The 22,155-nt window shown below is 44.6% G+C and carries 21 protein-coding genes; 4 read left to right on the plus strand and 17 right to left on the minus strand.

Annotated features, from left to right (window positions below):
* Nucleotides 1-34 precede the first annotated feature (34 nt).
* Both lysS and prfB read right to left on the minus strand, forming a co-directional pair.
* Nucleotides 35-1,570, minus strand: a complete 1,536-nt coding sequence (gene lysS / locus Q4519_RS02325; protein WP_232802754.1) for a lysine--tRNA ligase — start codon at nucleotides 1,568-1,570, stop codon at nucleotides 35-37.
* Between the two features lie 21 nt (nucleotides 1,571-1,591).
* Nucleotides 1,592-2,690 (minus strand): peptide chain release factor 2 gene (gene prfB / locus Q4519_RS02330; protein ID WP_303509071.1). Its coding sequence is split into 2 segments (ribosomal slippage): nucleotides 1,592-2,614 and nucleotides 2,616-2,690, totalling 1,098 coding nucleotides; the frame shifts between segments, so codons are not numbered across the junction.
* Nucleotides 2,691-2,943: 253 nt separating this feature from the next.
* On the opposite strand from prfB, the gene msrP reads away from it, so the two are divergent.
* Together msrP and msrQ are read left to right on the plus strand one after the other, a co-directional pair.
* The gene (gene msrP, locus Q4519_RS02335) at nucleotides 2,944-3,939 is read left to right on the plus strand and encodes a protein-methionine-sulfoxide reductase catalytic subunit MsrP (RefSeq protein WP_303509074.1); all 996 of its coding nucleotides are present in this window, start codon (nucleotides 2,944-2,946) and stop codon (nucleotides 3,937-3,939) included.
* Entirely contained in the window at nucleotides 3,939-4,565 is a 627-nt protein-coding gene (gene msrQ, locus Q4519_RS02340) for a protein-methionine-sulfoxide reductase heme-binding subunit MsrQ (protein ID WP_303509077.1), read from the plus strand. The genes msrP and msrQ overlap by 1 nt, the downstream gene beginning before the upstream one ends.
* Nucleotides 4,566-4,576: 11 nt before the next feature.
* Here the strand turns inward: msrQ and Q4519_RS02345 are convergent, their stop codons facing one another.
* The 13 genes from Q4519_RS02345 to Q4519_RS02405 form a co-directional block, all read right to left on the minus strand.
* The gene (locus Q4519_RS02345; protein ID WP_303509080.1) at nucleotides 4,577-6,127 is read right to left on the minus strand and encodes a PAS domain-containing methyl-accepting chemotaxis protein; all 1,551 of its coding nucleotides are present in this window, start codon (nucleotides 6,125-6,127) and stop codon (nucleotides 4,577-4,579) included.
* 245 nt (nucleotides 6,128-6,372) lie between these two features.
* The gene (locus tag Q4519_RS02350; protein WP_303509083.1) at nucleotides 6,373-9,495 is read right to left on the minus strand and encodes an efflux RND transporter permease subunit; all 3,123 of its coding nucleotides are present in this window, start codon (nucleotides 9,493-9,495) and stop codon (nucleotides 6,373-6,375) included.
* Between the two features lie 9 nt (nucleotides 9,496-9,504).
* On the minus strand, nucleotides 9,505-10,653 hold the full coding sequence (locus Q4519_RS02355) for an efflux RND transporter periplasmic adaptor subunit (protein ID WP_303509086.1): 1,149 nt from the start codon (nucleotides 10,651-10,653) through the stop codon (nucleotides 9,505-9,507).
* Nucleotides 10,654-10,970: 317 nt separating this feature from the next.
* Nucleotides 10,971-11,606: a hypothetical protein gene (locus Q4519_RS02360; RefSeq protein WP_303509088.1), complete on the minus strand. Its 636-nt coding sequence runs from the start codon at nucleotides 11,604-11,606 to the stop codon at nucleotides 10,971-10,973.
* A gap of 87 nt (nucleotides 11,607-11,693) precedes the next feature.
* Nucleotides 11,694-13,112: an ATP-binding protein gene (locus tag Q4519_RS02365; protein ID WP_303509091.1), complete on the minus strand. Its 1,419-nt coding sequence runs from the start codon at nucleotides 13,110-13,112 to the stop codon at nucleotides 11,694-11,696.
* Nucleotides 13,109-13,771, minus strand: coding sequence for a response regulator transcription factor (locus Q4519_RS02370; RefSeq protein ID WP_303509094.1), 663 nt, complete (start codon nucleotides 13,769-13,771; stop codon nucleotides 13,109-13,111). The genes Q4519_RS02365 and Q4519_RS02370 overlap by 4 nt, the downstream gene beginning before the upstream one ends.
* A gap of 30 nt (nucleotides 13,772-13,801) precedes the next feature.
* Nucleotides 13,802-14,419, minus strand: a complete 618-nt coding sequence (locus Q4519_RS02375) for a TRAP transporter TatT component family protein (RefSeq protein WP_232802764.1) — start codon at nucleotides 14,417-14,419, stop codon at nucleotides 13,802-13,804.
* Nucleotides 14,420-14,515: 96 nt separating this feature from the next.
* Nucleotides 14,516-15,313, minus strand: coding sequence for an SDR family oxidoreductase (locus Q4519_RS02380; protein WP_303509097.1), 798 nt, complete (start codon nucleotides 15,311-15,313; stop codon nucleotides 14,516-14,518).
* Nucleotides 15,306-15,965 carry a TenA family transcriptional regulator gene (locus Q4519_RS02385; protein WP_232802766.1) on the minus strand — a complete coding sequence of 220 codons (660 nt, stop codon included), beginning with the start codon at nucleotides 15,963-15,965 and terminating at the stop codon, nucleotides 15,306-15,308. The genes Q4519_RS02380 and Q4519_RS02385 overlap by 8 nt, the downstream gene beginning before the upstream one ends.
* A gap of 19 nt (nucleotides 15,966-15,984) precedes the next feature.
* On the minus strand, nucleotides 15,985-17,520 hold the full coding sequence (locus Q4519_RS02390) for an AMP-binding protein (RefSeq protein WP_303509101.1): 1,536 nt from the start codon (nucleotides 17,518-17,520) through the stop codon (nucleotides 15,985-15,987).
* On the minus strand, nucleotides 17,514-18,266 hold the full coding sequence (locus Q4519_RS02395; RefSeq protein ID WP_303509104.1) for a thermostable hemolysin: 753 nt from the start codon (nucleotides 18,264-18,266) through the stop codon (nucleotides 17,514-17,516). The genes Q4519_RS02390 and Q4519_RS02395 overlap by 7 nt, the downstream gene beginning before the upstream one ends.
* Nucleotides 18,267-18,376: 110 nt before the next feature.
* Nucleotides 18,377-18,859 carry an N-acetyltransferase gene (locus tag Q4519_RS02400; RefSeq protein WP_232802769.1) on the minus strand — a complete coding sequence of 161 codons (483 nt, stop codon included), beginning with the start codon at nucleotides 18,857-18,859 and terminating at the stop codon, nucleotides 18,377-18,379.
* 14 nt (nucleotides 18,860-18,873) lie between these two features.
* Complete coding sequence (locus Q4519_RS02405; RefSeq protein WP_232802770.1) at nucleotides 18,874-19,935, minus strand: hypothetical protein; 1,062 nt, start codon at nucleotides 19,933-19,935, stop codon at nucleotides 18,874-18,876.
* 163 nt (nucleotides 19,936-20,098) lie between these two features.
* Between Q4519_RS02405 and Q4519_RS02410 the strand changes: the two genes are divergently transcribed.
* Entirely contained in the window at nucleotides 20,099-20,437 is a 339-nt protein-coding gene (locus tag Q4519_RS02410; protein ID WP_232802771.1) for a YajD family HNH nuclease, read from the plus strand.
* A 249-nt stretch (nucleotides 20,438-20,686) separates the two neighbouring features.
* On the opposite strand, the gene Q4519_RS02415 is transcribed toward Q4519_RS02410, so the two are convergent.
* The gene (locus tag Q4519_RS02415) at nucleotides 20,687-20,857 is read right to left on the minus strand and encodes a hypothetical protein (RefSeq protein ID WP_232802772.1); all 171 of its coding nucleotides are present in this window, start codon (nucleotides 20,855-20,857) and stop codon (nucleotides 20,687-20,689) included.
* 239 nt (nucleotides 20,858-21,096) lie between these two features.
* Here Q4519_RS02415 and Q4519_RS02420 point away from each other — a divergent pair, with 239 nt between their 5' ends.
* Nucleotides 21,097-21,654: an NUDIX hydrolase gene (locus Q4519_RS02420; protein ID WP_232802773.1), complete on the plus strand. Its 558-nt coding sequence runs from the start codon at nucleotides 21,097-21,099 to the stop codon at nucleotides 21,652-21,654.
* Between the two features lie 96 nt (nucleotides 21,655-21,750).
* On the opposite strand, the gene Q4519_RS02425 is transcribed toward Q4519_RS02420, so the two are convergent.
* A complete protein-coding gene (locus Q4519_RS02425) occupies nucleotides 21,751-21,975 on the minus strand; it encodes a DUF3622 domain-containing protein (protein WP_232802774.1) in 225 nt (74 codons plus the stop codon).
* Nucleotides 21,976-22,155 lie beyond the last annotated feature (180 nt).

Below are 22,155 nucleotides of genomic sequence, written 5' to 3' on the forward strand. Positions count from 1 at the left end.
CACCGCTTGGGGCCTCCATGCACACCCGCTAAAATTAAGCGAGCGGACGCATATGAGGGAACAAGAGTACGTCTTTAATCGATGGGCTGTCAGTGAAAATCATCACTAAGCGATCGATACCAATACCTTGCCCTGCTGTTGGCGGTAGACCAAACTCGAGTGCAGTGATGTAGTCTTCATCAAAGTGCATTGCTTCATCATCACCGGCATCTTTTTCTTCTACTTGTTTACGGAAACGCTCCGCTTGATCTTGTGCATCGTTAAGCTCTGAGAAACCGTTCGCGAGTTCACGACCACCGATGAAGAACTCAAAACGGTCAGTAATAAATTCATTTTCATCGTTACGACGCGCTAATGGCGATACTTCCCACGGATATTCAGTAATAAAAGTAGGTTGGATCAGTAAGTGCTCAGCGGTTTCTTCAAAAATTTCACACAATACGCGGCCTGGGCCCCATACATCAGCACTTTCAGGGAACTTAACGCCGACTTGTTTGGCGTACGCTTTGAGTTGCTCAAAGTTACCTTGTGGGTCACGGATAACCGCTTCATCAAAGTCAGGGTTATGCTGAATAACCGCGTCAATCATCGAAATACGTGCGAATGGCTGACCAAAGTCGTAGAACACTTCTTCAATCACATTGCCTTCAGCGTCTTTTTTGGTATTACGGATCGAAGTTGTACCTAAGATGTCTTGTGACAAGGTACGCAACATATCTTCCGTTAAGTTCATCAGATCTTTGTAATCTGCGTATGCTTGGTAGAATTCGATCATAGTGAATTCTGGGTTATGGCGCACACTCAAACCTTCGTTACGAAAGTTTCGGTTGATTTCAAATACACGCTCAAAGCCACCCACCACTAAACGTTTTAGGTATAACTCAGGGGCAATACGTAAAAACATGTCGATGCTTAGGGCGTTATGATGTGTCACAAATGGACGCGCACTCGCGCCACCAGGGATCACTTGTAGCATCGGCGTTTCAACTTCCATGAAATCACGGTCGCTTAAGTAACGACGAATACCTTCAACGACTTTAGAGCGGATTTTAAAAGTATCGCGCGTTTCTTGGCTCATCATTAAATCGATGTAACGCTGACGGTACTTGGTTTCTTGATCGGCTAGGCCGTGAAATTTCTCCGGCAATGGGCGCAGTGATTTAGTCAGTAATTCATACTCACCCATGTTGACATATAAATCGCCTTTACCCGATTTATGCAGCTGACCTTTTACGCCGATAATGTCACCCACGTCTAATAAGCCATACTTTTCTTTCAGATCTGCTTGTACTTTCTTATCTGCATAAGCTTGAATTCGCCCTTTCATATCTTGTAACACAAGGAAAGGACCACGCTTAGCCATAATACGACCTGCAATGGCAACGATAATACCCGCGCCTTCTAGCTCTTCTTTGCTCTTTTCACCGTATTCAGCTTGTAAGTCTTGGGTGTAATGCTCACGGTCAAAGGTATTCGGGTGGCCATTGGCAGGGCAGTTCACACGAATTTGGTCAAGTTTGCCGCGACGTTCGGCGATCAGTTTGTTTTCGTCTTGTACTTGTTCAGTCATGATGTCATTCTCAAAAAGTGATTAAAGGCCAGATTTCAAACTAGCTTCTATAAATTTGTCTAAGTCACCGTCTAATACTGCTTGAGTATTACGGTTTTCGATACCAGTGCGTAAGTCTTTAATACGCGAGTCATCTAATACATAAGAGCGAATTTGGCTGCCCCAACCGATATCAGACTTGTTATCTTCATTGGCTTGTTTTTCTGAGTTTTGCTTTTGTAGCTCATGCTCATACAACTTAGCTTTAAGTTGCTTCATCGCCTGATCTTTGTTCTTGTGCTGAGAACGATCATTTTGACACTGCACCACAATATTGGTTGGCACGTGAGTAATACGCACCGCCGATTCTGTGGTGTTTACGTGCTGACCACCCGCACCTGAAGCACGATAAACATCAATGCGCAGGTCTGACGGGTTGATATCCACGGCAATATTGTCATCTATTTCAGGGTAAATAAATGCCGACGCAAACGAAGTATGGCGGCGACCACCTGAGTCAAACGGCGATTTACGCACTAAGCGATGCACACCGGTTTCGGTACGTAGCCAACCATAGGCGTATTCACCTTCAAAACGAATAGTGGCACTCTTGATACCTGCGACATCGCCATCTGATACTTCAATCAGCTCGGTTTTAAAACCATGAGCCTCGCCCCAACGCAAATACATACGCAATAACATACTGGCCCAATCTTGGGCTTCTGTGCCACCCGAGCCAGCTTGTAAATCCAAGTAACAATCACTGCTATCATGAGGGCCAGAGAACATACGACGAAATTCAAGCACTTCTAACTTCGCTTCTAAGTCAGCTAGCTCTGTCTGTGCTTCGTTAAAGGTATCTTCATCTTCCGCTTCAACCGCTAGCTCAACTAAGCCTGCCACATCTTCTAGGCCTGACTCCATCACATCGATAGTTTCCACCACAGCTTCAAGAGCACTGCGCTCTTTGCCCAGTGCTTGAGCACGCTCTGGCTCATTCCACACTTCAGGTGATTCTAGCTCACGGGAGACTTCTTCAAGGCGTTCTTTCTTGGCCTCGTAGTCAAAGGTACCCCCTAAGAAGCTCAGTCCGCTCAGACAGCTCCTTAATTAAATTGTTTACTGGATTTACTTCGAACATGTCGTTACTCGAATTGGATTATAAAATAGGCGCGAAATTTTACCTGAAACGCGCGCCAATAGACAGTGGCAAGAAGCAAATTAGGCTTAATCGCAAGGATCTTTTTCCTCATCAAGTCGTATATACCCTAAGTAGAAAAATGAGATAGAAAAAATGAAATACAAACCCTATCGACTCGGTCTACTCATTTAAGCGCCGCCATTTTATATTGACGACAGCGCATTAACGCTTATTGATCAAGGCACTCTATATTATGACAAAAAAAATTCTCAGCTCAGATATTACTCCCGAGTCGCTTTACCTAAACCGACGCAATATCATTAAAGCTTCAGGCTTAATTGCGGGAAGTGCAGCCGTCAGCCCAGTCGCACACGCTGGTATTTTTGGCTTATTTGCAGATGAAGTGGTGGTCCCAGAGCAAGCGGTTTACCAGCCCAAACCACTAACTATTGCCAAGAAAGTGGCGAATAATTTAACCGAAGTGCTGACACCAGAGAGCAAAGTAACCAGTCATAACAACTTCTATGAGTTTGGCACGAACAAAACCGACCCAATCGAAAATTCAAAAGCATTTAACCCTGAGCCTTGGTCCATCACGATTGATGGTGAAGTGGAGAAACCTCGCACCTTTTCAATGGATGACATATTGAAAAACCATCCAATTGAAGAGCGCATCTACCGCTTACGCTGCGTTGAAGCTTGGTCGATGGTGATCCCATGGCTGGGCTTTTCTTTGGGTGACTTAATCAAAAAAGTCAATCCAACCTCCAAAGCCAAATATGTTGCGTTTCAAACCTTGTACGACCCTAAACAAATGCCAGGCCAAGCCTCTCGCCTCGGTGGTGGCATCCCCTTCCCTTATGTTGAAGGTTTAACCATCGCCGAGGCAATGCACCCACTCTCGCTATTATCAGTTGGCCTGTACGGTAAAACCTTGCCAGCGCAAAACGGCGCGCCAATCCGTTTAGTTGTGCCCTGGAAATATGGCTTTAAAAGCATTAAAAGTATTGTAAAAATCACACTTACCGAGAAAGAGCCTCCTACGACTTGGCAGGCATTAGCACCCAACGAATATGGCTTCTTTGCCAATGTTAATCCACAAGTTGATCACCCAAGATGGAGCCAAGCCACCGAGCGCCGCATCGCTGATGGCTTTCGCGCTGAACGTATTGATACCTTAATGTTCAATGGCTATGGTGACGAAGTGGCATCTTTGTATAAAGGCATGGATTTAAGGAAATTTTATTAATGGTTAAAGCTTGGGCTGCTAAACATATCACCGCCATTAAGGTAATGCTGCACGGGGGGGCGTTATTGCCTTTATGCTGGCTAGCGTGGCAAACTTTTAGTCAGCAGCTCGGGGGCGACCCAGTGCAGTACCTTACTCACTTTACAGGGAAAGGGGCATTAAACTTATTGTTTGTTACTTTACTGATCAGCCCCGCTGCCAAGTGGATAAAGTGGGGATTTTTACTGCAAACCCGGCGGCTATTAGGACTTTGGGTGTTAGCCTATGCCCTCATTCATGTGGCTATATTTTGGTTGCTTGATTTAGCGGGTCGCATTGATCTTTTCGTTGAAGAAGTGATCAAGCGTCCTTACATCACTTTGGGCTTAGTTGCCCTGCTATTGCTGATGGCTCTGGGTGTAACCTCAGCCAATCGCATTCGACGCAAAATGGGCAGAAACTGGCAAAAACTGCACAACTGGGTTTACCTTGTAGCGCTGTTAGTGCCCATCCATTATTACTGGTCTGTAAAGTCTGCAGTCCTTGAGCCTAGTATTTACATTCTTATCGCGGCATTCTTATTACTACTACGGCGACACAAGTTAATGTCACACTTGCCGGCCAAGGTAAAAGCTAAAGTGGCGTAGATAAAAGTTACTCAGTTAAACGTGTGGGCTAACGCACTCAGTTTATCTGCACTTTTATTAAGTGATTCAATATCTTGGCTAACCACGTTCGATAAACGCACACTTTCATTAGCGCCATCATTGAGATTATTGATATTGCGATTAATTTCCTCAATTGTCGCGCTTTGTTCTTCACTGGCGGCTGAAATTTGAATCGCCAAATCCGATAATACAGCCATTTGCTCACTAATATCATTAATCATAAGCTTACTTTGCTCAGTACTCTTAAGGGTTAATTGCGCTTCTTGTGCGCCCTCTGTCATCGTTTCCACCCAGAGTTGCAACATTTTTTGCATACCCGCTATTGACGTACCAATCTGCTCTGTCACTTTATGGGTGCGCATACTTAAACTGCGCACTTCATCTGCGACCACGGCAAAACCACGACCATGCTCACCTGCTCTTGCCGCTTCAATAGAAGCATTTAGGGCCAGTAAATTAGTTTGATCTGCCACCCACAAAATCTCTCCCATAAAACCACTAATTTTGTCCGCTTCTGCGGCTAATTTAGGCGCTGAGTCGGCTGAATTTTGCATCTGTTTGGCCAAGTTCGTCACAGTACGAAATGTTTCATCTACTTGTACTAATGAACGCTTACAATTGTCATTAACCACGTTAATCCGCTCTGCACTGCTTACGGTGGTATGCGCAATTTCCGCTGTTGCCGTCGACATTTGATTAATCGCAGCGGCCACTTGTTGCAGTTCAAATGATTGTTTTTCAATCGACGCTTGGCTCTGCTCTGCGGTGATTTGTAACGAGGTAGCAACCTCTTTGACATTATTTGCCGAATCATTGCTGCGACCTAAAATGGTGCGTATTTTTGCTTGATATAGACCGATCGAAAAGTCTACTACCGATACGGGACCATAGCCGGAGTAAACGTGGCGCGAGACACTATCGCAGCTTTGCTTTAATTTAGCGATATAACGTGGCACATCAAATAATTCAGGCTTTAACAATCCCGTAAGCAAAGCCAGTAAAACCCCATTCGCTAGGGTTAACGTTAAACCTGACAAAAATAACGGCGCTAGCAATAATAACAACACCGGGATGGCAACAAGCGCCCATTTTATATGATTATGCTCGCTTAAACGCCAAGGTAATGATTTACCGACAGTTAAGCGTTTATATAATAACTGCGCTTGTTGTTTTAGTTTACCCGTGGGTAACACGCGTACCGATTGATACCCCACCACCTTACCTTGCTCCACCATAGGCGTAACATAGGCATCCACCCAATAATAACGTCCATCTTTACAACGATTTTTTACCATGCCGCGCCAGTGCTTACCGGCTTTTAAGTTACCCCATAAGTCTGCAAAGGCAGCAGATGGCATATCAGGGTGACGCACAATATTGTGATTTTTATTATTCAACTCTTCTAAGGTATAACCCGCCACTTGGCAAAAAATCGGGTTGGCATAATTAATAACCCCGCGTAAGTCCGTAGTTGATACTAATTGCTCTTGAGCTGAGTAACTCACTTCTTGTGGATCATAGCTGGTGGAATTCGTTGTCATAATTAACCTTGTAAAAAGTATGCTTAATCCCTGTTAAGCATAGCGATAAAATCAACTAATTGACTATAAAGCTGAAACAGAGAAATCCAGCAGAACAATAAACCAACAACAACGAAATATCAGAGTGAATTTAACCACAAAATAAACAAATAAAAACCAAAAACACTGAGCAATAAAAACATAAAAAACAAAAAAGCCCAGTCGAAACTGGGCTTTGGCTAGATAATCAATTTATCCAATAACAATTAGTCTACTTTGGCTTTACGCTCTCGCTTACTAAATATTTTCTCTACTATGACAAAGAACAGCGGCACAAAGAAAATACCTAAGAAAGTTGAACTTAACATGCCACCCAATACCGCCGTACCAATCGCGTTTTGGCTTCCTGAGCCCACACCCGTACTAATAGCAAGGGGCACCACACCTAAACCAAATGCTAGTGACGTCATAAGAATAGGACGCAAACGAACGCGCACAGCGTGCAATGTTGCATCCATTAAATCGGCCCCCTTCTCATAGAATTCTTTGGCAAACTCGACAATCAAAATGGCGTTCTTAGTTGCTAAGCCAACGGTTGTTAGTAGGCCTACTTGGAAGAACACGTCGTTAGGTAAACCTCGACCGTTCATCGCTAATAGCGCACCAATAATGCCTAACGGCACCACTAACACAACTGAGAAAGGCACCGACCAGCTTTCATACAAGGCAGCTAACACCAAAAACACCACCAGGATAGACAAAGCATATAAGAATGGCGCTTGGTTTCCTGATAAACGCTCTTCATAGGATAAACCATTCCATTCTATACCAAAGCCTGGAGGTAGCTGTTTCGCCATGTCTTCTAGCATAACCATGGCATCACCCGTACTGTAACCTGGCGCAGTGCCACCTTGAATATTCATTGCTGGTAAGCCATTAAAGCGCTCTAGTCGCGGCGAGCCAAAATCCCAATGACCACTCGCGAACGCAGAAAAAGGCACCATTTCATTGTTGGCATTTTTAACGTACCAAGAGTCAAGATCTTCAGGTTGCATGCGATAACCTGCTTCACCTTGCATATAAACCTTCTTCACTCGACCGCGATCGATAAAGTCATTCACATAAGCGCCACCCCAAGCGGTACCGAGTACACTGTTCACATCATTAATATTAATGCCCAGTGCTCGCAATTTGGCGTGATCAATATCAATTTGATACATAGGCGCATCTTCTTGACCATTGGGCCTTACGCCGACCAAATTAGGGTTCTGCATCGCCATTCCCAGCAGCTGATTTCGCGCAGCAAGCAAAGCATCATGACCCAAACCATTTTTATCTTGTAGATAAAAATCAAAGCCATTGGCCGTACCTAGCTCAATAACCGCTGGTGGCACAAAAGCAAAAACAAAGGCTTCTTGTATTTGAGAAAAACTGGCCATCGCTCGTCCAGCCACCGATTTAACATCAAGTCCCGGCGCTTCACGTTCAGACCAGTCTTTCAAGTTAACAAAAGAAAGTCCCATGTTTTGGCCGCTACCCGCAAAACTGAAGCCGGCAACACTAAACACAGAATTAACACTGGCTGCTTCATCTTCAAGGAAAACCTTGTCAATTTTACGCAACACCTCAATGGTGCTTTCTTGCGTTGAATTGGTCGGCAAAATAACTTGCGTAAAGAGTACCCCTTGGTCTTCATCTGGTAAAAAGGCCGTTGGCATGCGCAAGAAAACCCAAGCAACTAAGCCCACTAAAGCAAGGTAAATAAGCATAACGCGGATTGATCGTTTTAAAATGCCGGCAACAGTTGACTCATAACGCGCGGTCATTTTGTCAAAGCTGCGGTTAAACCAACCAAAAAAGCCAGTTTGAATATGGCCATGACCTTTTGGAATAGGCTTAAGCATAGTGGCACATAACGCAGGCGTGAGCACCATGGCCACAAATACCGATAGCGCCATCGCAGAGACGATTGTGATAGAGAACTGGCGATAAATAACACCCGTTGAACCACTCATAAAGGCCATAGGTACAAATACCGCAGACAAGGTTAAACCGATACCAACCAGCGCACCGGTGATTTGATCCATTGATTTACGTGTTGCCTCTAGAGGGCTTAAGCCATCTTCTTGCATCACACGTTCAACGTTTTCCACTACCACGATAGCATCATCTACCAGCAAGCCGATAGCCAGTACCATGGCGAACATGGTTAAGGTATTAATAGAGAAACCCGTTGCCGATAAAATAGCAAAAGTACCCAGCAATACCACCGGCACCGCAATAGTTGGAATTAATGTCGCGCGGAAATTCTGTAAGAACAGGTACATAATAATGAATACCAGTACCACCGCTTCAATCAGTGTGTGCACAACGCCTTCAATAGATTTTTCTACAAATGGCGTGGTGTCATAGGGATACATCACCTCTAAACCTTGCGGGAAAAAGGGCTTCATCTCAGCAAGACGCTCTTTAACAGCCTCTGCTGTATCAAGAGCATTCGCCCCAGTTGCCAGCTTAACCGCTAAACCAGAAGCAGGCTTACCATTATAGTAAGACTCAACAGCATAACTCTCTGCCCCCAGCTCTACTCGGGCAACATCGCCTAAATAAACTTTAGCGCCGGTCACATCGGCCTTAATAATAATCTTTTGGAACTGCTCTACCGTTTGTAGACGGCTTTGCGCCGATACTGTGGCATTAAGCTCTTGACCAGGTAACGAAGGTGCCCCCCCTAATTGACCTGCGGAAATTTGCGCATTTTGCTCGCGAACCGACGCCATAATATCTTGGCTGGTCAGGTTGTATTGCGTTAACTTAAGAGGGTCAAGCCAAATACGCATAGCATATTGGGCACCAAATAATTGCAATTCACCTACGCCAGCAACTCGACTGAGTGGGTCTTGAATATTTGACGCAACATAATCCGATACGTCATTTTTGTCCATTGAACCATCAGAAGATACAAACGCTGCAACCATTAAAAAGCCAGAACTTGACTTGTTAACATCTACACCTTGGCTTTGTACTTCTTGCGGTAGTAACGGCATCGCCAAAGACAGCTTGTTTTGAACTTGAACTTGAGCTATGTCGGGATCGGCTTCAGCATTAAAAGTTAAGGTAATTTGTGCATTACCAAAACTGTCACTGGTTGAAGAGATATAACGCAAATTATCAAGACCTGTCATTCGCTGCTCAATCACTTGAGTCACCGAGTCTTCCATGGTCTTGGCTGATGCCCCTGGGTAAAAAGCACTGATTTCAATCGTCGTCGGTGCAATACTAGGGTACTGAGAAACAGGTAACCCTTTGATGGCAAGAATACCGGCCAACATTATAAGAATCGAGATCACCCATGCGAAAATAGGGCGATCGATAAAAAATCGAGCCATGAAAATACCTTACTGTTGGGCTGGAGTTTCTGATAACGGCGTAGGGTTAACCACGGCGCCAGGACGAATTTTTTGTAATCCTTCAACTATCAGCTGATCACCCGCTTTTAAACCTTCGGTAATACGCCACTCATTGTTAATCGCTTCTGCTGTCGTAACGACTCGCGATTCAACTTTGTTTTCCGCACCAACCACCATCGCAACAGCTTCACCTTTGGTGTTACGGGTAATCGCTTTTTGCGGTACTAAGATAGCCATAGGATCGCTACCAGCGTTGAGAATAGCGCGCACATACATGCCTGGTAATAAAATTCCATCAGGATTAGGAAATTCTGCACGTAAGGTAACCGAGCCGGTATTCTCATCAACACTCACCTCAGAGAACTGCAGTGTTCCTTCTTGGGCATAAGTAGAGCCGTCTTCAAGTACTAATTTAACATTCGCATTCTCAGAAGCCTGTAACTGACCTTGTTTCAGCTTTGCTTTCAAACGTAACATCTGAGCACTCGACTGAACGATGTCTACGTTGATCGGGTCAAGCTGTTGAATCGTCGCTAAGGTTTGGGTTTGGTTTGCAGTCACCAAGGCTCCCGCAGTCACATTTGATTTACCGATACGACCTGAAATCGGCGCTTTCACCTTAGTGTATTCTAGATTGATTTGTGCAGTATTAATGGCCGCTTCAGCTACCGTCACATCCGCTAGCGCTTCTTTGTAAGCAGCCTTCGCTTCATCAAAGTCTTGCTTACTAATCGAATTTTTCTTAACCAAGGCCTGATAACGTGCTGCTTTGGCTTTAGCTGACTCTAATTTAGCGTTAGCACGAGTTAAATCGGCTTTGGCACTCACTAATTCAGCGTTGTAAGTGGCAGAATCAATTTGATATAGAGAGTCGCCAGCAGTCACGTTAGAGCCTTCGATAAACGCCCGTTCAATAATGATCCCACTCACTTGTGGGCGAACTTCAGCAACCAAGTGCGCCTTGCTTCGGCCCGGAAGCTCAACACTAATGTTTTGCTCAACCGTGGTAACCTCGATAGTACCAACCTCTACCGGTGGGCGCTCTTTAGGAGCTTCTTGTTGTGCGCTGCTTTTATCACAGGCTGTAATAAAAAGTGCTAAACCTACAATTGAGGCAACTTTCGCTATTTGCCGCATATATACTCCTACCCAAACCAAAGAATCAAAAATAGAATAAATGACTAAAAATCTAAGACAAATTATATGACCCCAGATTTTGAATAGCTACAGTTTAATTGCCTATTAATAAGCAAAAAATAAGAAATATCAACCAGTAGTATTCATAAAAGATATAATTCAAACGACATAATTAAGGTTTGAAAATTATAATACCGTAAAGCATCATAGGATGCTCATGCCTAGGTTTTTTTATGAGGGAATAATCCCCTTTTTTGCACCAAGGGGATTACGTAAATCAATACTCAATGGATCAAAAGCGTTTTACTTACACCATCTTAGTTACGATAAACATGATCGATGCCGCCCGCTTTTTTTAGCGGCACTAGCTTACTGATGTCAAGGTGGACAAGCTCTTGTTCATAAAAGCTATCTTGCTCTGCATTATTTTTGGTTATTTCTTTTCGTACGGCTGATTTCTTACTGTAAGCATTCTGACTCATCCAGCCGCTAACCTGCTCGCCATTCACTTCTGTCACTTTAAATACACCGTATTTATATTTATCGTCAGTATTTTGATAGAAGTGAGAGAAATCCACTAAGTACTTATCATTCACGGCAGGTGCTGATAAAAATACAAGGTCATTTTTATCCGTTTGCTGATTGTTATAGTCCGCCCAAATAAAAACAGCCGGTAAAATAATCCCCCAATACTGTACAGGAATAAAAAACAGGCTGTGTGAAGGGGCTTTAGCAACCACATTACCAGCTTCATCAAGCACTACCTTACGTTTTTTAACGTTAATGTAGTAACCAAACAAGCCGATAAATGCCCCCGTCATCAATAATGTAATAACTGTCGATAAATATGTTGATGAGCCACCTGTAATTGCATTTACAGTAAACCCGCTAATAAAGAAACCCACTACCGCAACAACGATAGTTAACCACCCCCAGCCTCGCCAAATAATCATGTTGTAATTTCCTAGCAAATTAATTAGGCGACCAGTGTAAGCATTTTTAGGTAGGTGCAAAGAGCAGAAATCACATTTTGTTGATTTTTACTTCACATTAATTTCTTTGGGAATAAACAGCTCAACCCATAATCCATGCTCAGCAAGGGGCGAGTCATGTAACAGAATGCGATATTGCTGACGTTCAACAATCTCTTTTACAATAGATAGACCCAAGCCACATCCCGTCACTTGCTGGTGAGCCGCGCGATAAAAGCGCTCAAACACACGCTGTTTTTGTTGCTCATCTAAACCGGGGCCAGTGTCCATCACCGAAATACTCATTCCGTCAGCAGAATCCGTCGCAGTTATCCGTATCATGCCATTCTCATCACTGTATCGCACCGCATTATCTATCAAATTACGCAGCAAAATTGACATGGAGTTTTCCGGACCAAGGCAGACAAGATCCGTTGCAACCGCATTATCTACCTGTAAATTTTTAACCTTAATTTGCTCAGACAAAGGAAACAACTGCAGGTCTACTAATCCGTGTAGTAGCAGCTTTTTACTGCTTTCACGTCCCCCTTCCTCTTGTAGCTCTGTCTCCATTTTGCTTAAGGTAATCAGCTGGTTAAATAAATGGGTTAGTTTATCCACCCCTTGCACTATTTTTTGCTGAATGGATTGGGTGCGCTCGTCTTGCGGGTATAAGTTTTGTGCATGTACCTTAATAGCGGCCAGTGGCGTTCTTAATTCATGAGCCGCGTTACTGGTAAAACGTTGTTGGCGTTCAATAGAATGACCTATTTCACCTAACAGTTGATTGAGGGCATGCACTACCGGCATTATTTCAGACGGCACTTCACGCTCATCCAGTGGTGCTAAATGATTTGGATTACGGCTCTCAATTTCTTCACCGACGCGCAACAGGGAACGAAACCCCATTTGAATAATGACCACCATCAGCACTATCATCACCAGCAACATTAACAACAAACTTTGTACATTCAAGCTCGCGATTTCATGGGTGAGCTCTTCTCGAATCTCCATTTGTTGTGCGGTTTTTATCCATACCTTTAGCGACTCGCTATAACGTGTAAAGCTGCGCCACTGCACACCCGCGGTATCATGCTCAATTTGATAACCGGGTTTACGCACCAGCTTTGTCATGTCTAAACCATGACCCGATCCTAATAGAAACACACCTTGGCTGGTCCAAACTTGAAAGCTGAGCTTTTTTTCATACTTGTGGCCATATAAATCAAACTCGCCACGAGCATGCACATCAGGTGGGTTGATAACGCGATCTTTTTCGTCTAAAGAGGCAAGATTTGTGTTTTGAGTATAATCCAGCTGAATGGATAATAAGCTTTCCAACACGCGAGAAAGTTGCGCAAGTTCAGCGTCATAAAGCTCTTCGGTTTCATGAGACACTTTATGATAGCTAATAAAAATAGCGCCAAGCATGGAGACTAAAATGGCACTGGTTAGCATCACAATCAGCCAAAAGCGAATCGACTTCATGACATTTTTCCTAACCGATAACCTACCCCGCACACCGTTTCAATCACCGATTTACCCAGCTTTTTGCGCAGGTGATGCACATAAACCTCAACCGTATTACTGCCAATATCTTCACTCCAGCTGTACAGCTGCTCAACCAAAACCTCACGGCTGAACACGCGAGTGGGATAAGTCATAAAATGGGATAACAATTCAAACTCATGACGTGACATTGCGATAGGTTGCCCTTGGTATATCACGCTATGCTCGGCCGGATTAACCTCAATACCTTGATAGGACAACACCGGCTCGACTCGTCCAGCATGGCGGCGAACCAAAGCGCGTAATCGCGCTAATAGCTCAGGTAAATCAAAAGGCTTGGCCATGTAATCATCGCCGCCGCGATCTAGCCCTAACACTTTCTCATCACAACTATCTCGCGCGGTTAAGATTAACACCGGCGTATTTATTTTAACCTTGCGCAGCGCACTGAGCACAGCTAACCCTTCCATGTCGGGTAAGCCTAAATCAAGTACCACCACATCAAATACGCTGCCTTGAGCCAGTGTCAGAGCTTGCTGCCCACTACTGGCCCACTCCACCACATGGCCCTGATATTTGAAGGCGTCAGCGACGCCTTCACCGAGTAATGGATCATCTTCAACGAGCAGTATCTTCATTTCTTACCTTAGTTTTAATTCACCGTCACCTTATAGCGTCACTAACAGACGATAGATTTCGTCTTTACGACCTTTGTCAGCCACTTCTCGACCCGGACGAGGCGCCGCCTTTAACGCTTGTTGCAGTACTTTTTTCGCTTCTTGCTTTTTTTTCTGCTGAATTAAAAAGTCGCCATAAAAAAAGTTACTATCTATGCCATTAGGGTTAAGTTGCAAGGCTTTTTTAAAATAACTGCGCGCTTTATCGTCATCGCCAAAACCGATTGGCCAGCCTGGCACTTGATAATACAGACTCGCTAAACTGGTATAAGCAGAGCCATCAAGGGCTTTATCGTCTATTTCTAACGAACGCTCAAGTAAGCTCTTTGCTTGTTTGACTAAGCTTAACGCGCCCAAACCGCCTTTTTCACCAGCATACGTGCTTAGTATAATGGCGTTCCAAATCATTAAATTCGCTGACTTGGGATGTGCTTTTAGGGCCTCTTCTGCTTGTTTAACTAAGGTTTCAAAGCCTTTTTCTCGCTCTTTTTCATCCACTTCATATTTAATATGCGCCCAATCTTGCTGCAGTGAAACCATCATTTCATCAGCACTGGCAGCCCATAGTTGGCTTGAAAATAACATCATTAATGCAATTAGGTATTTCATGGTCATACTCCTTGTATGTTGAACTAGTTGATTCGTGTTTTTTTGTAGACCTGAGCTGCTCAGAGAATTGGTGATGTTCGCAGAGCAAGCTCAGCGCTACTGTGTGACTAAAAAGCGTTTAATCAACGCCAAGTTTTTATTAATGGATTTGTCGACCACGTTGGGCAGTAAACCGTTAATGGCAACAAATAATTTTTCTGGCCAGCCTAAATTTTGCCGAGCGACTTGGCCTTGTAATAGCGCCAGCAATTGACTCGCCACCCACTGTGGACTATCGGTATGGTTGCCCAGTGCTTGGTTCATCGCACTGGCAGCATCTAAGTTAATGCTGGTCGATGTGGTTCGTGGCGCGAGATATTTCACCTTGATATTGCTATCTGCAAGCTCCCTCGCTAAGGCTTCACTAAAACCTCGCAAGGCAAACTTACTGGTGCAATAAGTAACATAGCCGGGGTGGCCAATCGCCCCTAAAATCGAGCCGACATTGATAATAACAGCGCTGTCGGCGAGTTTTAGCTTGCTGAGCAGACCTTGTGTTAACAGCATGGTCGCCGTGACGTTGGTAAACAAGGTGTCTTCAATCGCCTGGGCTGATTGCTGTTCAAATAAAACAAACTGGTTCACCCCAGCTAAATTAATTAAGCCGGTTAAGGGCAGTGAATCAACCCGTGCAATTAAACGCTGGCGATCAGCGGCCAAAGTCAGGTCGGCACTGACAATCTGATGTTGCTGGCCCAATGCAGTATCAAGCTCAGACAATAGCAGCGCAAGACGCTCCTTGTTGCGCCCTTGCAATACTAAATTGGCGCCCTGCTTAGCCAACGCTTTTGCTACGGCTTGACCTATGCCACCAGTCGCCCCCGTTAGTAAAATAGTCGCTGCTTGCTCACTCATCTTTCACCTCTATCGCCGAGGAAAGGACTTCGCCATACAAACGGTAAAACATCTTGGTGGCGTGAATAATGCAATCTTGATCGTCTTGGTCGGTGATCTTGTTCATTAAGCGTTCAAAAAAGGCGACATGTTCAATGTCAAGAGAGCCGTGAGAGCGCAAATAGCTGAAGGCGCTATCTGGCAAATTTAGCGCTTGCTGCACAATAGCGGCTGTTTCCGTGGCCATTGCCGTGCTGGTGCCTTCAAGCACATGCACCATGCCAAAAAAAGCCAATGGATTAACCCGCTCAATTTGATGATAAGCATACGCTACCATCACCTCAGTGCTCGGGTGCGGCTTAATATAAGGGACTCGGTCACGCTCGCCACCCGCCTCACCTAAATCATTTAATATCCATTGCTCATGGCCAATTTCTTCTTCGATATACTCAGCCACCGCAGCTTGCAGCCAATGATATTGCTGAGGTAAGCGTGAACCACATGCCATCAGTAGTGGCACCGTGTGCTTAACATGATGATAGGCCTGAGTTAAAAAGGCCTGATAATCACCTAAGCTAACATCCGCCTCACGGGTTTTTCTAAATACGTCTCGGCTCAAAAAAGCCTGCTGATCTGCTTGAGTTTCACCGATTAAGCGCTGAAAAAAGCTCATATCCATTCTCCCTAAAATTCTAGTTTTCTGATACGTATTGGCTAGACGAATAAACCGCTGCAATATCGTGTTGATACACGCGCCAAACTTGCTCACGGCGCAGCCGGCCATTACTGGTTAACAATCCATTTTCAAAGCTAAATGGCGTGGTCGCCACTAGCCAATGATGTATTTGTGCATAGTCAGGTAACTGCTGATTCAATTGAACTAATGCTGTGGCAAGTTGCGCTTGGCTTACATTAGGTAGCAGCGCGATCACCGCGGTAATAAAGGGCAACCCATCACCAAAAATGGCGCAGTGGCGCACGCCCGCAAGCCCATTCACTTCTGACTCAATCCACTCCGGTGAAAAATTGCGGCCAAAGCTGTTTATTTGCACATTTTTCTGGCGACCATTGAGGTGTAAAAAGCCCGCGTCGTCCAACCAGCCGAGATCGCCAGTGTGGATCAGCGCGCCATCAAATGGCTGATAAGGCTCACCAGCAGCGCCTAAATAGCCCAGCGCAGTAGCGCCTTTAACGCACACTTCACCACTTTGTGAAAAACTCAGTTCAATATGGGGCAAAGGTTTGCCAACACTGCCAAAACGCTGTGCGCTGGGCGTATTCAGCGCCACCACCGAGCCACATTCACTTAAGCCATAGCCTTGATAAACCGGTAAATTTAAACCTGCAGCTTGTTGTAATATTGCTTGCGGAACATGGCCTCCGCCAACGGCGATAAAATGCAGCTGATGCTGATAAGCTTTACTCGCCACTAGCATCAGCATGAGTTTGAGTAACTCAGGCGTTAAAATCAGGCTATTTGGCCCAAAGGTAGTTAAACAGCTGATCAAGGTAGGCACATCAATACCATTGGAGCCACTCAGCCCCGTTTGCTGCTGATCCACTAGCACCAAGGATTTACCTAGACATAAGGTGACAAACGCACCTGCGATGTTTTCCAGCATCACAGCTAAAGGCAACAAACATAAGTGTCGCTCTAAGGTTTGACTGGCTTCTAATTCCTGCATCACGGACATCAAGTTCTGGCACACTTGATCAATCAGCTGCTGGCTAATACAAACGCCTTTCGGCGCACCTGTTGTGCCCGAGGTATAAGTGATCAAACAGGTATTGGCGGGCATATTGGCAAGGCTGATGTCGGTATCGGCTAGCTTTAAGGTTTGGGTGCCTTCAAGCCATACTTCCTCAACCTGGTTCGCCCATGGAAAGTCATCCCCTCCAGCAAGCTTGTCAACAAACACATACTTTATTTGCCCTTGGCTAATTAAGTGTTTAACTTGCTGCTCACTGAAAAAGGGCGGGATCGGCGTCACCGTCACCCCCGCTTGCATCGCGGCTAACTCAACCACCAGCCATTGCCAGCTGTTACTTAAGCTAATACCAATATGGCGAATGGCTTGTTCGCTAAATTGCTGTGCTAGCAGCCCTATTTTCTGATGCAGTTGGCTGTAAGTTAGATCTGAATCGTGTCGCTCAGCCGCGCCGCCAAACACGGCGATGTTAGTTGGCGTTTGAGTGGCATAGTGAGCTATTTGGTCTAGCACTAACATACTTCACCCCACTGACAATGAAGATCCGCCATCACATCGGTGATTGGGCTATTAATTTGTTGTAATAACTTATTCAGCAGTGGGTTTGCCATTAATGACGCCACCCCCGCGACAATATCGATAGCCAACACCTGTGGTTCAAATTCATAATAACTCCCCCAATCAGAGGTTGGCTTAGTCAGCGCACTTATCTTGGCGTCAGCCAAAAGGTGAGAATAAGGATTCAAGCCCAGTTGAGAAAAGCTATTGCGCACTTGACTGGTGGCAGTTATGGTTAACCAACGATAACCTTGTTGCAGAAAATAGCCCGCTAAATTAAGAATCAGGCGGCGCGTGGCGCCATATGAATCGGAGGCTAGGTTACCCATTTCAACAATTTGTTCACGCTTTGGCGGCATGACGCATAGCGCATCAGCGATACAAAGCTCGACTGGCTGGGAGAGATATTGCTCTAGAAACAACGGACGTTGGCTCGCAGGCGCAAAGCCAAGTGACGCTTTGATATTGGTTTCACGGTCAACCAAGGCTAATAAGTGGGGCAGAAAATCCGCGACTTTAGCGCCATAAGCTTGATAAAAACGAGACTGAATAAAGCGTCTTACACAATCTCGATTATCTTCATTTAATAACAGCAGTATTTCTGGGTGAACTGCGTTTTCACGCGATAACTCAGAACATGGTCGCTCAGCAGAAAGTCGCTTGGAATAAGCTAACTCAGCGTCATAACGAGATGTTGTTAATTTCATGGCCACTCCTTAGTCTCGGGGTGATACATCCCTTGATGTATCACCTTAACGACTAAGTTAGTGGTGTTTTCTTAACGGTATCTTTAGGGGATAAGTTGCGACGGTTTAAATTAAAGATTTTTCTGCCAAAACATCGCGCTGCCCATTTCAGGATCGAGTTCATAACCGGCAAAGCCCGCTTTTAAGTAAGCTTTTTTGGCAGGTGTATTGCCTTCTAACACTTCCAGTGTCACCTTACAGCAGCCCTGCTCGCGGGCAATGTCTTCCACTTTATCCATAAGCTTTTTACTCAAGCCTAAACCACGAAATTCAGCTTTAACCGCAATATCGTGAATATTCACTAGTGGCTTGGCCTTAAATGTTGAGAAGGCAAAAAAAGCATTGGTTAAGCCAGCAGGCTTACCATCAACATAACAAATCAAGCTAAACGCGTGCGGTAACTTAGCCAGCTCAATGGTCAGATTGTTGAGCACTGACTCGCTGAGCGCCTCCCCCCCTCCCATCGGATCAAGGGCATAGGCATTCAGTAAATCCGTTAAATCTTTTGCTTGTTGCGGATGGTTGTAATCTACTTTTACTACTTTAATATCCATCTTTTCCCTCTTTGTTAGTTAACTCGAACCGGCGCTAACTGCGCTTTTACACCCGTTGGTAATAAAGCCAACGCCACTTTGCGACACGGATTCCAAAATGCAGATAACAATAATAATGCTGCGCCGATCAGTAAGGCGGTGGTGGCAAAGCCCATGCTGATATTGCCATGATGTGAGAACAAGGTCGACAGTGCATAAATTACATAGCCCAGTGCCGACACCATCAAGGCGCGGCGATCAATCGCCAAAGACACTAAGCCAATCAATAGATACACACCAATAATGATGGCAGACTGAGCGCTGCTGCTGTCACCACTAAACGCACCAAGTAGGGCAAACACGGGATGCACCATTAACGGCGCCGCCAATAAGTGCAGCCAAAAAGCGACATCAGCGCGGCGTGTTTCACGTTGTTGATCTGAAAAATCCCAATACAAAGCAAACGCAAATACAGATAAGCCACTCAGTAGTAGCATGACCAGTAATAAACCGTGAGAATCAGGGAAAAAACCTAAGATCAAACTTAGCACCAATGCCACCACTGACGCCGTTATAGCCGCAATGGTAATGGGCACCGAAAAACGCAGCCAATGTAACCCAGCCGATACGCCCGCTACCACACAAGTCAGCGCGACGTTTAAAGCCACATATAAGGCTAGATCTTGAAACACCCCATCACCAAACACCGATAAATCGTTAGATAAACCAATAAAAGGTAGCCATTCAAAGGCCGTGGTAGCCGCGCCCCAAACAAAGCAAAACATCAACACGATGGCAGGTAACGCCATACGACGCTGGCGGACAAAGAACTCGCTCAGTCCCCATGCTGTTACAGCGACCACCAGCGGACCAAAACCGACGCCAAAGCTGCTGGCAATAAAATTGGCCGAAATCAGTAACAAGCCACAGGCTATTACCACAAAAATATCATTGAAACCGGTGATCAAGCGAAACCGCTCTTCATCAGCGCTGCTGCTATGTTTTAAATTGGCCACGTGCTCGCGAAATGCCGCTGCCGTTTCGGAGCTAAAAATGCCGGCGCCCACAGCAGAATTAATGTCATCATCACTGTACATAGATTCGTTCCTTCAAAAAGATTATTAGGCACTATACAAGATTGACCTGAAAAATGAATCAAACTGGCAATAACAAGGGGGTTGTCGAAAGCAAGATATTCTATCCGGCGGAAAAGCCATGGTATAGTGAAGCAAAATATACTTGAGCAATCTGAGAAACAAAATGGCAAATATCCCACATAACTATGCGCAATTTGAGCAAGGCTACCGCGACAAAGCACTAAAGCTTTTTCCTTGGATCTGTGGTCGCTGCGCCCGTGAATTTACCTTTTCTAACTTACGTGAGCTAACGGTTCACCATATCGATCACGACCATAACAATAACCCGAATGATGGCTCAAACTGGGAATTATTATGCTTATATTGCCATGACAATGAACATGCTAAATACACCGAAGCACGGGAATACGGCTCATCGGTACAAGCAGGGGCAGATTTAAATCAAGAAGTGGCGACCAGTAACCCGTTTGCGAATTTACGTGAAATGATGAACAAGAAGTAAATGAAGCACAATGGTGATTGTCATCGCTTGGAGGTAAGGGGAAAATGGCTTGCGCCGCTCCCCCCATTAAGGCAACTTAAAGGCAAATTACTTTGCTTTTTTAAGTTGCTTAGCTAGCTTTTTCAGCTTGCCTTCTTGCTTAGCGATTTTAGCTTGACGTGCTTTGATTTCTTTTTTGATTTGCTTAGCTTTTGCCATGATGACATTTTCCTTTATGTAATAAATTATTCACTGGTGAAAACTTTCCACTCATCTATGAGGGGGATTTTCAGCCACAAAATTGCGTATAAATCGACGTATTTCCCGAGCAGCGCTGGTGTCTAATTGCTCACATAAGCTAACAAACTGATCTCGCTCAATGTCATTAATTCGAATCACCAATTGACTGTTTTTCTTCTTCACTTTCTTATTATCTAACATAACGTAGAACCAATAATTAGCTAAAAAAATCAGCTAGAAAGAGTAAAGATAGCCACAAACGCCTATCTCTTGCACATCAGATGTATATACAAAACACACCTTACCTATCCCCACTCAAGACATCAACACAATATAAAAAAGTTCACACAACTGAAATAAAAGTGTCATTAAAATTCCTCTTTGATTAAATCGCGCTATAATCTTGCCCCCTACATTCCCGGCTTACTTTAAAGGTTGCTATGCGCCATTTAACCACTCATGTTCATGCCAGTCTGACATCACTTGAAGGCCGCCGTTTTGAACGCCTTGCCGCGCGCGCGATTGTGCTCAGAGGTGAAGACATTTTAATGCTTTACACGCAAAGATATGATGACTACACCTTACCTGGCGGCGGTATCGATGCGGGCGAAAATATTGAGCAAGGTTTAATCAGAGAGCTACAGGAAGAAACCGGCGCCACCAACATAACTAAGTTACAAGCATTCGGTTGCTATGAAGAATTTCGTCCTTGGCATAAAGATGACGCCGATCTGATGCAGATGAAGTCTTACTGCTTCACGTGTGAGATTGACGCAAAGTTAGGCGCCACTAATTACGAAGACTATGAAATAAAAAATGGTATGAAACCAGTGTGGATCAATATCTTTGATGCTATTGCTCATAATCAACACACCTTAGATAACAGTGATAAAAAAGGCATGTCGCTAGCGCGCGAGTTATTTTTGCTACGCCTGATTGCTAAAGAATGCTTAACTGAGCTTTTACCAGATCTTGAGCCAGCGCACTGCCAAGCCTAGGCTATTTTAGAAGATAACTTATTGAAGGTAACATCGTAGTGAGTTTGAAATGAAACGGCCTACTTGATGAATAGACCGTATCATCATTGCGCTTACTTATTCTGCACTTGACGCTTTTTTACGCTTATTGCGCTCAGCCTGTTTGGCTAAAAAGCCTTTTAGCTCCGCTTCAGCCCAAGTTTGTGCCTCTTCTTCTGTCGCAAAACCGTCTTGGGCTTTTGATACTTGCGTTCTTTTTGAGGTCACTTGTCTTACGATTTCGGCTTTCCAACCGTTAGTTTCTTGGGTTAATTTAAAATCGTATTTTTTGCCGTTGGCCATGTATTTATTGTCCTACACTTGCGTGCTTAAAGAGTATTTAGATGAATTCAGTTTGTTATAAACTGTGCTGCTAGTTTAGCCTACAAGGCCCATTCACAGCAAAGGATTCATGACATGATTTAGTCGATAAAATAACCGCCCTGCTATACTTCATGACAAGATTAGACAGTAGATACCTTT

This window comes from Motilimonas sp. 1_MG-2023, from assembly GCF_030547455.1.
Taxonomy (GTDB): Bacteria; Pseudomonadota; Gammaproteobacteria; order Enterobacterales; family CBDFNC01; genus Motilimonas.